General features: G+C 58.6%; 10 protein-coding genes. 8 read left to right on the top strand and 2 right to left on the bottom strand.

Going from position 1 to position 12,183, the window contains the following annotated elements; translation table 11 throughout:
• Nucleotides 1-59 precede the first annotated feature (59 nt).
• From JNB89_RS23875 to JNB89_RS23900, 6 genes are read left to right on the top strand one after another with little or no spacing between them, the layout of a single operon-like run.
• Nucleotides 60-1,136: a glycosyltransferase family 4 protein gene (locus JNB89_RS23875; protein ID WP_220363831.1), complete on the top strand. Its 1,077-nt coding sequence runs from the start codon at nt 60-62 to the stop codon at nt 1,134-1,136.
• Nucleotides 1,123-2,238, top strand: a complete 1,116-nt coding sequence (locus JNB89_RS23880) for a polysaccharide pyruvyl transferase family protein (protein ID WP_220363832.1) — start codon at nt 1,123-1,125, stop codon at nt 2,236-2,238. Before JNB89_RS23875 ends, JNB89_RS23880 begins: the two co-directional genes overlap by 14 nt.
• Nucleotides 2,177-3,355, top strand: coding sequence for a glycosyltransferase (locus JNB89_RS23885; protein ID WP_220363833.1), 1,179 nt, complete (start codon nt 2,177-2,179; stop codon nt 3,353-3,355). The genes JNB89_RS23880 and JNB89_RS23885 overlap by 62 nt, the downstream gene beginning before the upstream one ends.
• Nucleotides 3,352-4,605 (top strand): hypothetical protein, encoded by a 1,254-nt coding sequence (locus JNB89_RS23890; RefSeq protein ID WP_220363834.1) that lies wholly within the window; start codon nt 3,352-3,354, stop codon nt 4,603-4,605. The genes JNB89_RS23885 and JNB89_RS23890 overlap by 4 nt, the downstream gene beginning before the upstream one ends.
• Nucleotides 4,606-4,635: 30 nt before the next feature.
• On the top strand, nt 4,636-5,970 hold the full coding sequence (locus JNB89_RS23895; RefSeq protein WP_220363835.1) for a glycoside hydrolase family 71 protein: 1,335 nt from the start codon (nt 4,636-4,638) through the stop codon (nt 5,968-5,970).
• A 44-nt stretch (nt 5,971-6,014) separates the two neighbouring features.
• The gene (locus tag JNB89_RS23900) at nt 6,015-6,335 is read left to right on the top strand and encodes an H-NS family nucleoid-associated regulatory protein (RefSeq protein WP_135892182.1); all 321 of its coding nucleotides are present in this window, start codon (nt 6,015-6,017) and stop codon (nt 6,333-6,335) included.
• Nucleotides 6,336-6,388: 53 nt separating this feature from the next.
• Here JNB89_RS23900 and JNB89_RS23905 read toward each other — a convergent pair whose 3' ends face one another.
• Together JNB89_RS23905 and JNB89_RS23910 are read right to left on the bottom strand one after the other, a co-directional pair.
• Nucleotides 6,389-6,910, bottom strand: coding sequence for an Lrp/AsnC family transcriptional regulator (locus tag JNB89_RS23905; RefSeq protein ID WP_013341070.1), 522 nt, complete (start codon nt 6,908-6,910; stop codon nt 6,389-6,391).
• Between the two features lie 117 nt (nt 6,911-7,027).
• Nucleotides 7,028-7,867 carry an EAL domain-containing protein gene (locus tag JNB89_RS23910; protein WP_220363836.1) on the bottom strand — a complete coding sequence of 280 codons (840 nt, stop codon included), beginning with the start codon at nt 7,865-7,867 and terminating at the stop codon, nt 7,028-7,030.
• Between the two features lie 660 nt (nt 7,868-8,527).
• On the opposite strand from JNB89_RS23910, the gene JNB89_RS23915 reads away from it, so the two are divergent.
• Together JNB89_RS23915 and JNB89_RS23920 are read left to right on the top strand one after the other, a co-directional pair.
• Nucleotides 8,528-9,241 carry a response regulator transcription factor gene (locus tag JNB89_RS23915; protein ID WP_218741334.1) on the top strand — a complete coding sequence of 238 codons (714 nt, stop codon included), beginning with the start codon at nt 8,528-8,530 and terminating at the stop codon, nt 9,239-9,241.
• A gap of 133 nt (nt 9,242-9,374) precedes the next feature.
• On the top strand, nt 9,375-11,732 hold the full coding sequence (locus JNB89_RS23920) for a CHASE2 domain-containing protein (RefSeq protein WP_220363837.1): 2,358 nt from the start codon (nt 9,375-9,377) through the stop codon (nt 11,730-11,732).
• Nucleotides 11,733-12,183: the final 451 nt, after the last annotated feature.

The raw sequence follows: 12,183 nt of genomic DNA on the forward strand, positions 1-12,183 counted from the left end.
GTTTCGCCCCGCAAAGGCGAGAGCGTCCGTACTATCCCTTTTGCTTCGGTGAGTTCGACATGAAGATCGTACATGTGGTTGAAACATGGATCGGCGGTGTGGCGAATTACGTTCGTGCGCTGATGATCGAGCAGCGAAACATGGGGCACGAGATCGTTCTGTTGTGCGATCCAAGAAACCTGAAGCTAGCCGATATTGGGGTCGACGGAATAATGGTGGTGCACTACCGGTCGAGCCGTAACCCGGTTCTGGTTCCCGCTATTGCCTACAGGCTGAAGAACATGCTCACCGACATGAATGCGGACGTCATTCATTGCCACAGCACTTTTCCTGGCCTGTACGTGCGCTTGAATCGCTTCGGTAAGGAGAAGATTCTCTACACGCCCCACGCATGGTCGTTCATGAAGCGGGACATTCCTACGGCTATGCGTCACGCGTTTGCGTTTGTCGAACGCGCGTTGTCGAATCGTTGCACGCGTATTCTGTGTATGTCGTTTGACGAAGTTCGCGCTGCAAAGCGCCATCGCATCGGTCTGCACAACATCGATCTTGTCTATACGGGCATAGCGTCCGACGCGCTGAGCGAGCGTTCCATCGAAGCCGCTGCGGTGTCGGCAAACCCGGCGGCGACCATCCATATCGGTTATTTCGGCAGACTGGATTATCAGAAGGGCTTCGACATTCTGCTTAATGCAATTCCGCTACTAAGAGAAGGGCTGCATGTCCACGTGTTCGGCACGGCGGTGCGAGGCGGCGTCAATGTCCGCGCCGACGACCCGCGCGTGACCTATCACGGCTGGGTGGGCCCCGACGAGACACGCCGCGCGATGCTGGAAATGGATGTGATCGTGGTGCCCTCGCGGTGGGAAGGTCTTGCGCTCGTTCCTATCGAGGCCATGCGGGCCGGAAAGGTGCTGGTGGTGTCAAGCGAGGGCTCATTGCCGGAGCAGGTCATTCACGGCTACAACGGGCTGATGTTGCGGGAGCTGAGCGGTGCATGTCTTGCCGAGCAACTCAACGCGTTGTCTCTCGAGGAATGTCGCCGCATGGGCGCCAACGCACGGCATGTGTTCGACCACGCTTTTCGTGCCGACCGTTTCTTCAAATCACTAATGAGCTGCTATGAGAACGCCTGAGGTCTTCCTGTTGCATGCGTACAGTCCGCGCAATAGCGGCGATGGCTTGCTGGTGAAGCTGAGCTTGCGGGCGATTCGCGCCGCTGGCATACGGGGTCCAATTACCGTTGTCTGTCTGGACAAGGCAGCGTTCGCAGGCTACCTCGACGACAGCAACGTGGAACTCGTGTCGCTTTCCCAATTCGTGTCGCGAATCGTGCGACGTATCGGCTCCGTGCGCCCAGCGATATTTTTTGGCGTGGGCGGCGGCTATCTGAGGTCCGGCACTTTCAGCGAAGGGTGGAAGGCGCTGATCGCACACGGTACGCAGATTGCCGGAACCGCATTCGGCGGCCGCAGCAGCAGAACTGTCTACTTGCCGCAAAGCGTCGGCCCATTCCGGGGGCTCTCCGGTTTCGTGCTCAAGGCGTTGATTCGCCGGCACGTCGACACTATTTTTCTGCGCGACGACAAGAGCGGCGAGGAACTGCAACACCGCAAAGGCGTGCGAACCGGCGACCTTGTCGTGCTGGAAATCGGCAGGAACCTGCAGATTCCCGTCACTGCGCTGAGCGCACAGGCACGCCGCAAGGTCTTTTTCGTGTTTCGCGACCTGAGTGGCAAGCCGTATTCCGACGTGTATCTAAAGAATATCAAACGCCTTGTTGAACTGATTCCGGACGCTGAATTCGCGCTGCAAAGTTCCGGCCGGGGCAACAGCGACGACGTCTTTTACCGGCGCACTTTCGGAGTCGAATGCACGACCCTGTTGCGCGATATTGTGCAGAGGCGCGACGCCATCATTGTATCGGTGCGGCTACACGGCAGTCTGGAAAGCGTGCTGGCGGGTGTGCCGAGCGTGCATCTGTCGTATGAGCGCAAGGGGCACGCTGCGTATAGCGATCTCGGGATAGACGACTACGTGTTTCATGCGGGAGACTTCGACCCGCAGAAGGTGGCCGACGTGGTCGATGGTCTGAGAAACGATCCGTCGCCGTTCTGGAACAGCCTCGATAAGGCATCGGCAAACCGTTACGACGAACTGGTGGAGTACATCAAACATGAAGTACAACGCTTCGATCACTTTGCTGATGGACGGAAACTTCTCGCGCGTCGGAACTGAGATCTACAGCCCGCATATGGGCTACGAGCAGTTTGCCGTGAGGTTCACGCAGAGCTTTGATGAAGTCAACATTGCCGCGCGTTCTTTTCCCACCGCGAAAGCGCTGGGAAAAAGGGTGACTGGCGCGAAGGCCGCATTCGTCGATCTGGGCGCCAATCGGGGTGCGGGCGCGCTCGTTCTCGGCATTCCACGCCTGCTGCAACGCCTCTATCACGTCGTCAGGCGGGCAGATGTGTTGCTGATCCGTTTTCCAGGCAATATTGCCATGCTCGCGATGCTGATCTGCAAATTGACGGGAAAGCCATTTTCCGCGGAAGTCGTCGCTGACCCTGCGGATTATTTCAGCGACGCGGCGTCGAGCCATCCGTTGAGGCGCGTGGCACGCAGCGTACATTGCTGGGCCACCCAACACGCGGTTCGCCGGGCGCAAACCGTGCGGTACGTCACCGCGCGCTCATTGCAGCAGCATTATCCGCCAGCGCGGATCGACCGCAGCTTCGGGTTCAGCGATGTGTATCTGCCGGATGCGATGTTCGAGCGGACGCACGTCGCCACAGTCGGCGAGCAGGTCGGTTTTCGCATCGTCAATGTCGCGATGATGCATAACGAAAGCAAAGGGCATGACCCGTTGATACGCGCCATTGGACGGTTGCGCGCACGCAAGCTCGACGTGCGTCTCACCCTGATTGGCGACGGTGCGCTGCGCGAGCGCTTCGAGCGCCTCGCGCAGGAAGAGGGCGTGGCAGACGCGGTGCATTTCGCCGGTGCAATGGACGGCGACGAAGTGCGCCAGCGAGTGGCGCAACACGCGCTCTTCGTGTTGCCCTCGTTTCAGGAAGGCATGCCGCGCGCAATGCTTGAGTCAATGGCACTCGGCGTTCCTGTAGTTGCAACGCGAGTAGGCGGAATCGGCGAGGTTCTGGACGAGCAGAGCCTTATCGAGCCAGGCGATGTCGATACTCTGTGTGAACGCATTGAACGACTGGCTACAGACCCGGCATTCAGGCGAAGCGAGGCAGACAGACAGCGGGCAATCGCAGGCAGGTTTCGGTTCTCGACACTGCAGGAGCAATATCAGATCTATTGCGATGAACTCAAGGCGGTCTCGCAGCGATGAAAAAGGACTTTCTCTATGTGGTGCTTGCGTCCGCGCTGCCGGCGCTCGGCAACTTCATTGCGGTTGCCGTGGCGCTGCGCCATCTGGATCCCGACTGGCTCGGCAAATCGTACGCGCTGCTCGCTTTCTTTTACGTGACTATTGACCTGTTCAATTTCGGGTCGCCGCGCATCTTCACGGTCGAGCGAATCCGCTCGCGCGTGTCGACTCTGATATTCCTCGATTTTGCGAGCGCAACCGGTTCGACCATCGTTTTCGCCTCCCTTGCCGGATGGCTTGCGCGAACCGGCCTGTTCGCCGAGCCGCATTATGTCTGGACGCTGATTGCCGCGCCCGCATGCTATGGCCTTTCGCACTTTTCGCTCGGCGTGCTGAGGCTCTATGGACGCAGCGGATTGGTCTGCCTGGTTTCGACAATCTCCGCGTTGAGCCGCGTCGGTGTCGTGCTGTTTGTGATCGCTGTGCAGCATCTTAGGCCTATGCTGCCCGACCTCCTGCTGCTTGTAGAAGCCGCGTATGGCGCGATGCTGCTGCTGGCCTATCTGGCGACGGCGCGCGGCGGCAATGCGCGTCCGGCGGACTTCGCTTCCTATCCGAATGCCGAGCGCTTTAATCTGTGGACCTTTCGCTATCGCGAGTTCCTCAGCGAAAATCGCAAGGAAATTCTGGGCAGCTGGTATTCGAATGCAATCTTCTCGGGCGCGAAACACGTGGACATCATGATTGTCACGTTCATTCTTGGGCCGTCTGCCGCCGCGCTCTATCGCGGCGTCAAGAGTGTGCACAACCTCGCGTTCAATAGCGGTCAGGCATTTGCGCTCGTCGTGAGCGGCAAGCTGACCCGCGCGATTGCGCCGTTGCTTCGCATGCGTGCCGCGGCGGCACTCGCGGGATCGGCCATCGCGATAGCGTTGTTGACATTGAGCAGTTGGATTGCGCTGCGTATTCATCTCTTTCCGACCAGTTTGCTCGGTGCTCCTGTCGCACAGTTCGGCTTTCTGTTTGCGGCATTCCTTGGTGCAGGAGTGATTTTCGTCTGCAGGATCTTTTCGTTGCACGTGTTCTCGATCGACAGGCGTTCGTTTGTGAGAATTTCGTCGCTGGAAGTGGCGGCGTCGCTTCTTTTCGTATCGGCGCTGTCGTATGTGTTTGGCCTCATAGGCGCGACTTCGGGTATTGCACTCGCCGGCGCCATTGTGCTTGTTTTGTCGACCCGAATCCGCGCCAAACCGACAACGGCTTGCGCATAAGTGAAAACGTCTCCACAACGGTGAGAACGTATGAACCGTCGAAACCTGCTGAAAGGGTTGGCGCTCACGGCGATGCTGCCGGGCCGGTCGGCATTGGTGCACGCGCAGCCCTCGGCAATGCGCTATGTTTTCGCGCACTACATGGTGGCGTGGCCCAAAGGCGGCCCGAATGCGAGCGTAGACGACTATGCCGCGGAATTCCGTGAGGCAATGGCCCGAGGCATTGACGGTTTCGCGCTGAATTGCGGAGGGTGGAGCGTCAGCGAGCCGCTGTACAAAGCGCGCGTGCTGCAAATGTACCGGGCGGCGGAGCGCTTTGGTGGTGCGTTCAAACTATTCGTGTCGGCGGACGGCAAGGCGCAGGACGAACTTGCCGATATCGTCCGCACAACGAGTGCACAGAAAGCGCAGTTGAAGCAAGACGGCAAAACCGTTGTGTCGGCATACGGACTGGGTGGCAGGGACTCCGGGCGTTGCGAGACGTTGATGCGCGAGGCGAATGGCCTCGGCGCGTGGTTTATCCCGCACTTCTCGCCAAGTAGCGGAGAGGCGACAATAGGCGAAGAGCAAGCCGCCGAGATTGCCGCCCGGTCCACTTCCGCCGACGGCTATTTCTACTTCGGCGCGGCTGCACCGCCCGACGTTGTGGCCCGCTCCACCATGCTTCTGTCGTCGACGTTCAAACGTATTGGCAAGACGTTGATGACGAGCGTGACTCCGTACTACCGAGGTCTTTCGAGCGGCACCAACTATCGCGCGTTCGAGACGGGTGGTTTCAGCGGTATGGCAAAGGAGTGGCGGGCAGCCATCGACTCCGGCGCCAACTGGGTGCAGATCGTGACATGGAACGATTGGGCCGAGTCGACCTATGTTGCGCCGATTGGGTCGGCATTGAAAGCGCGCGTGTATGACGCGAGATTCGGAGAACTTCTGAATCACACCGCGTATCTCGATGCGAGCCGGTATTACATCAAGTGGTTCAAGACAGGGGTGCGTCCGGCAATTGAAAACGACGCGCTCTATTACTTCTACCGCTTGCACCCGGTCGATCTGGCGACGGACCTGGCGAGAGCAATGACCGATCCGTCTGCCGTGCCGCCCCGTGCGGCCACTGCGTTGACCGCGCAAATCCATGTCACCGCATTCATGACACGACGCGCGACGCTGACAGTGACATGCGGTGCCAATAGGGCGGTTTTCGATCTTGTTGAGGGAGTCAACGAGGTCAGCATGCCGTCGGCGCCGGGGCGGCCCGTTTTCGAGCTCGTCAGAAACAATGCGGTCGTGCTGCAGAAAACCGGCGAGGCCGAGATCACGAGAACCGACTTTAGCAGTGCGTTCAACTATTTCAGTGGAAGTCTGTGACCGGCGGGCGGCCAGTGAACAACAGATCAGAAGGGGCATCCACCATGCAAGACCTCGAAACGCTCAAGACACAGCGGGAAATTCTGCAGGCGCAGCTCGCCGATATCGAGAACACGATACACGTTCACAAGGTGGCCGAGAAAGTGCAGGTGATTGCGGCAATCAAGTCAAAGATGGCGGCTTACAACATCACGCTCGAAGAACTGCGGCGGGGACCAAGGAAGCCCCCTCGGGCTGCGCCCAAAGAGAGTCGCCCGGTACGGTACAGGAATCCGGAAACGGGCGATACATGGAGCGGCCGCGGCCGGCGCCCAAAATGGATTTCGGGCAACAAGGACATCGACAGGTTCCGTGTCCACTCGTGAGGAGCAGTGCGGCCGGGGCGGCCTGCAAAAGAGGGCGGAGATCGCATGCGATGTCACTCCCGGTTCTCGTCATCCCCCAGACTCAGCGTGAGCCCTGCTGCCGGCAAAGGTAACGCCGTGCGATAGCGCACCTGCTTGAGCGCAAAGCTCGAGCGGATGTTGGCGACACCCGGTATTGTCGTCAACTGCTCCAGAATGAAGCGCTCGAGACTCGGCATGTCCGGCACCACTACGCGTAGCAAATAATCGGCGTCGCCCGACATGAGGTAACACTCCATCACCTCGGGGCGCTTGTCGATAGCCTCCTCGAAGTGGCGCAGCGCCTGCGTCACCTGCTTTTCCAGACTCACCTGAATGAACACGTTGATGCGCAGGCCCAACGGCTCGGGATTCAGCAGTGTCACCTGCTGCTTGATGAGACCGAGCTTTTCGAGCGCACGCACGCGATTGAAGCACGGCGTAGTCGACAGATTGACCGCGCGGGCAAGTTCGGCGTTCGTTATGCGAGCGTTCTGCTGCAGTTCATTGAGAATGGCGATGTCGATCCGGTCCAGCTTTCGAGTCACGGCGCTCATGGTCCAAATATTCCAGGAATGGAAGATTGGCAGTATAGAAGGAACTGTGTGATCGCAATTGCGAAGTGCAAGGGATATCGACTAGCCAACGGAAAAGAAAACCCGCGTTGCTGCACATCACGTCGCGTCGCGCGACTGTGAGGAGCGTTTAACGAGCCCCAAGCCTTGCGATTGACCGATTAGTGCCTCAACGCGGTCACCTGAAAGCGGCTTCGATAGATAAAAACCTTGGCACTCGACGTGCGGTTGTTCACGAGCCCATTGATACTGCGACTCTGTCTCGACTCCTTCGAGCACAATGTGCTTGCCGAGACGCTGGCCGAGCCGCACCAGCGTTTCCAGAATGCAACGCGCCTCTCCGTGGTCCGGCACATCCCTGATTAGAGAGCGATCCATTTTGAGGATGTCTACGGGCAACTGATGCAAGAGAGTCAAGGACGCGAAACCGGCACCGAAATTATCCAACGCCACTCTTACACCTGTGGCTCGCACAGCATTGATCGCGTTCTCGAGAAAGTTCAGTCTCGCCGGTTCGACCACTCCTGTCAGTTCGATCGTCAGTCGGTCCGCAGCGAGTTGATGGTCGAGCAGCAGCTGGTTGAGCCTGGACGGCAAGTCCGGTCTCGATAGCTCGGAGACAGAAAGATTCACCGCCAATGTGAGGAAGTCATGCCCTCGCGCTTTCCACTGCGCCAACGTTGCCGATGCGCCAGCGAGCAGAAAATCGGTGAAGGCGCCCGCCAGCCGCGAATCCTCGACAACGCTGATGAACCTGGATGGCTCGAGGACCCCGTCCGACGGATGACGCCAACGCATCAAAGCTTCGAAGCCGCAGATTTGCGCTTCAGGCAAGAGAACGCGCGGCTGATATAAAAAGAAAAATTCGCCACGCGCCAGTGCGCGTTCCATATCAGCAACAATGTGAGAAGCAGATGCCGGCTCGGGGTTTATGTCCATGATGAATTGGCCGATTGACAGCTCGCAAGCCGTTGAATGGTTTTCTCAGGAGGGGCAGTAAGTGCAAGGGCACGCGCAGAAGAAGCATTGGATGACTGGAACGTCGCCCCAGTCACTTCCTTTGGCGGCTCGTCAGAAGTATCAGAACGCGGCCTGCTCTAAGCGGAAGCACTCTTCTATCACGCGTTCCGGTCACGAACGCCGGCAAAAGGTTCGCTTTGAGCCTGCGGCTCGCGAACCTTGTGAATGCCGTGGTCCAGGGCAAGGCAACCGCGCCCCGTTTGCCCTGGCCTTTGAATCATAGAGCCACGCCCGCTACGAAAGGTGAATTTTTCACAAATGGAATCTTGTTTGGCGGACTTGGCCAGGCGCGCAACCTGCACGAACCGCAAATCTGAACTGTTCGGCCGCGTGGCAGCCGGGCGCTTGGCGTGCGGCCTTGCGTGCCCGGCGGAGATGCCCACAAGTTGGACGATTATGCCAGACGAAGCCCATAAGTTCCCCGCCGTGACAATTGGTCACAATTTTCGATATGTTTACACTTAATATCTGATAATCATCTTATGAAACCGGTACCAGATCCTGTGTGTTTCCAGCGACGCAGCGGCCTCACAGGGCGCGGTAACGCTTGCGGCCATTTACTACCACCGATGAAAAGCGATGCGCGTATTGATCGTAGAAGATGATCCCGTTCACGCGGGCGCGGCAGCGAAAGTATTAGAGCAGTCTGGGCATCAGATTCTGATCCTCGATGACGGGGAAAAGGCAGTTCGCTTTCTCAGATCTGCGACGGTCGATCTGGTCGTTCTTGACTGGCAACTACCCAAGATGAGCGGCTTCGAGGTTCTTCATTGGATTCGGGCGAACCTGGGTTCAACACCGCAGGTCCTCTTTCTCACGAGCAAGGTACTCGAGGTGGACGTCGTGCTTGCCCTGGAGGCCGGCGCGAATGACTACGTCGTGAAGCCATTCCGCTTTGCCGAACTGGGCGCGAGAGTGAATGCGTTACTGCGCCGGACCAGGGCGGAAATGGACGAAACGGGAATTGTGCGTGCAGGGGACTATGTCCTTAACCCGCGCAACCGGACAGTGACCCTGCGAGGTACACCAATTGAGCTGACGAGCAAAGAGTTTCAGTTGGCAGCGCTCTTTTTCACTCATATCGGGAAACTGCTTACCCGCGAGGTGGTGTGTGTGAGCACCTGGGGGCGCGAGCTCGACTCTTCCAGAACCCTGGATACTCACGTTTACCGTATCCGCCAGAAGCTGTCACTCACACCCGAGAACGGATTGCGACTGAGCTCCATCTACACGCTCGGATATCGGCTGGATGAAGTGACGGAAAGGGCGATGAGTACCGAGCCTCTCGATTAGATTGACCGGCGCAACCAGTGCCTGCGCTACCCATTCGGGCCCGGAATCGGCAGGCAATCCGCTTTGTGCGTCGCTGCAGCGGATGAACTTCTCACGATGAAAAGCTGGAATTCATTCAGGAACCTGAATTCAGATGTCACGCATTGCCTCGGACTTTCTTTCTGGCACGTTGCGCGATTGGCTCGTCGTTTGCGCTCTTCTTGCGACCATCTGTCTGGCATCTGAGTACACGAACGCATTGCGCCGGGTCGACCTGTCGTTTCTGGATGTCGTCACGTCATCGTTGCAGCGGCCCGCCGAAAGAAAAGTAGTGCTGGTCGCGGTGGACGATGCAACCCTGAAGTCGCTTGGGGGCTGGCCGCTGAAGCGCAGCATCTATGCTGCCGCCATTGATCGTTTGACGCAGGCCCACGTCGCTGCCGTAGGGCTGGACGTCGCGATGACGCACCAGGGAAGAATCGAAGCGGGAGGAGACGAGCGGCTTGCGCAGGCAATGACCAGGAATGCGAGAGTCATTACGCCGGTCTTTTCCGCCGCAGTAAACGGCCACGTCGACGCCTTTTTGCCAGTCAGCACAATTGCAACGGCCAGCTATGGAATGGCTCAGGTCAACGCATATTCCGGCGCGGACGGCGTGATCCGTAGACTCCAACTCGTAGAGGGAAATGCTCGCGCTGCCTATGAGCACATGAGCGTATCGCTGCTCAGGGCGAGCGGCATGAACCCGGCCACCTGCGACTTTTATCCGGATCATGAAATCGGCCATTGGGCCGGAGGTTGCATCCGCTTCCTGCCGATTCCGAAACAACGCGCGTTTCATGTCGTGTCGTTGATCGATCTCATCCAGGACCGGGTTCCTGCTTTCGCACTGGAGGGCGCTGTCGTCATCATCGGCGCTACCTCGAGTCTCGCCGGAGCGCGCATGGTGGGTCCGCAAAATGCCCGCTACCCGGTAACGAGCGCGGAGTTCCTGGCGACTGCAACGACGGCACTGGCGAGCGGTGGGCTGATACGGCAGGCGTCAGCGGCGTGGCAATTGGCCTTCGATATCTGCGTGGTCCTTTTGCTATGCTGCAGCCTGTTGGTGTTAGGGCCGAGGGCCAGCCTCGTCGCCTGTGGGTTGCTTGCTGCTGCGGCCTGTCTCATTGCCTTCGTGCTGCTCCGAACTTCGCACGTATTCGTGTTCCCGAGTTCGGCCGTCGCCGCATGTGCCGTTGCCTATCCGCTATGGTCGTGGCGCCGCCAGGAAGCACTGATGCGCTGTCTTGGAACTGAAGCTTCCGCGGCGGAGAACGAGCCGTTTTTGCCCGACGACGTACCGCTTCGAAGGTCCGGACCCGATCCCGTGAGTCGTCAGATCGCCAAGATCGAAGCGGTGGTTTCGCGCATGCGCCGGTACCGTCACTTTATCTCGGACTGGGTGGACAGCCTCCCAGAGGCGACCCTCGTGACGTTGTCGTCAGGTGCGGTGGTCACGGCTAATCGCAGGACAGCTTTGCTTTTCTGCGCGGGGTCGTCGCCGCCCGTGGGAAATATCGCTGGCCGCCACGTGGCGCATGTACTGCGAGACCTGACATCGTCACATAGAGCGAGTGCATTCGTCGATCATGCGCTACAACGATTATCGGCAGATAGCGAGGCCGGGTCGGAGAGCGCCGCGGCACTGGACCAGGGAATCGAAATAGTTGACGGCGCTGGGCGGTCGTTGCTTATCAAATGCGGGCAGATACATCGTGCCCCCGGTTCGCCCCGAGGCCTGGTCTTCCATATTGCCGACGTTACCCAGTTGCGGATGGCCGAGCGACAGCGGGACATCACGCTGAGATTCCTGTCGCACGACATGCGATCGTCCCAGACCGCAATCCTTTCGCTGGTGGAGCATCGGCGGCAAATACCGTCCGACATCCCGGACCAGAAGTTTACCGAGCTGATCGGGCAGTACGCATCGTCGTCACTGTCGCTGGCCGACGACTTCCTGTTCCTCGCGCACGCCGAGAGCCGGCCGCCCAAACTCGTCACTCTGGATCTGGCGCTCCTGCTGGGAGATGCAATCGACGATCTTTGGCCGCACGCGCGTACCAAGCGGACGACCGTCCGCCTCGATGCAGCGCCGGGGATGCTGGTGTTAGCCGATGTTTCACTGCTGCGCAGAGCGTTCGCCAACCTGATCAGCAACGCGATCAAGTTTGGCCCGGAAAAGGCGACAGTGGAAGTCGTCACCGGCGACGAGGGAAAGTATTGGCAAGTCGTGGTGATCGATCACGGTATCGGCATACCTTCGGATCATATTCCGAAGCTTTTCAAGGAGTTCGTCAGGCTGGGCGAGGATAGGGAGCGCCCCGGTCATGGCCTTGGACTCGCTTTCGTTAAAAGCGTCGTTGACACGCTAGGCGGACAAATTCATGTCCGCAGTTGTCCCGAGGACGGTACCTCCTTTACCGTTCTCATACCGAAAGCTCCTTCAGCGGATGCTTCGCGGCAGCAACCATAAGCTCGGACGCTTCAAGCCCAGGATAGTCGCCTGGGCGGCGCCTGCCTGAGCGCTGTTTATTCCACCGGTTCGCCAACTTCCCCCAGTTTCCCGAGCTGCGCTGCATTGAGCGCCGCTGACCGTTTACCGGATTCGTGCATGAAGTGCGAGCTGCATCAGCCGTGTCACATTTCCGTGACAATTGTTCAGAATTCGCTGCTTACGATCTATTACGCTGTGTTTCGCATCTGATAAGTCTTATCGAAAAGGATGAGGTGATTGTTTTATCCATCAGATCGGAATTAGCGCCGACTTTTAACGCTTTCCGGTGCGCCGATTTGTAACGGCTGTTCGGAGAAACGGTATAGAGCAGGCCGATGGCAGCGCCGGCCCATTCGGCGCATTAACGTTTAGATCGTTTCGCCGGCTTGTCAGTTGGCTTCTCAGTGTCATTTGCTGAAGAGGAAAAGGC

Origin of the sequence: Paraburkholderia phenoliruptrix (assembly GCF_019511605.1) — a bacterium.
Classification (GTDB): Bacteria; Pseudomonadota; Gammaproteobacteria; order Burkholderiales; family Burkholderiaceae; genus Paraburkholderia; species Paraburkholderia phenoliruptrix_A.

Bases quoted from the DNA above. Each gene is read 5' to 3' on its own strand.
- JNB89_RS23880 (WP_220363832.1), top strand. From the start codon at position 1,123: ATGAGAACGCCTGAGGTCTTCCTGTTGCATGCGTACAGTCCGCGCAAT.
- JNB89_RS23920 (WP_220363837.1), top strand. From the start codon at position 9,375: ATGTCACGCATTGCCTCGGACTTTCTTTCTGGCACGTTGCGCGATTGG.
- JNB89_RS23885 (WP_220363833.1), top strand. From the start codon at position 2,177: ATGAAGTACAACGCTTCGATCACTTTGCTGATGGACGGAAACTTCTCG.
- JNB89_RS23890 (WP_220363834.1), top strand. From the start codon at position 3,352: ATGAAAAAGGACTTTCTCTATGTGGTGCTTGCGTCCGCGCTGCCGGCG.
- JNB89_RS23875 (WP_220363831.1), top strand. From the start codon at position 60: ATGAAGATCGTACATGTGGTTGAAACATGGATCGGCGGTGTGGCGAAT.
- JNB89_RS23910 (WP_220363836.1), bottom strand. From the start codon at position 7,867: ATGGACATAAACCCCGAGCCGGCATCTGCTTCTCACATTGTTGCTGAT.
- JNB89_RS23900 (WP_135892182.1), top strand. From the start codon at position 6,015: ATGCAAGACCTCGAAACGCTCAAGACACAGCGGGAAATTCTGCAGGCG.
- JNB89_RS23895 (WP_220363835.1), top strand. From the start codon at position 4,636: ATGAACCGTCGAAACCTGCTGAAAGGGTTGGCGCTCACGGCGATGCTG.
- JNB89_RS23905 (WP_013341070.1), bottom strand. From the start codon at position 6,910: ATGAGCGCCGTGACTCGAAAGCTGGACCGGATCGACATCGCCATTCTC.
- JNB89_RS23915 (WP_218741334.1), top strand. From the start codon at position 8,528: ATGCGCGTATTGATCGTAGAAGATGATCCCGTTCACGCGGGCGCGGCA.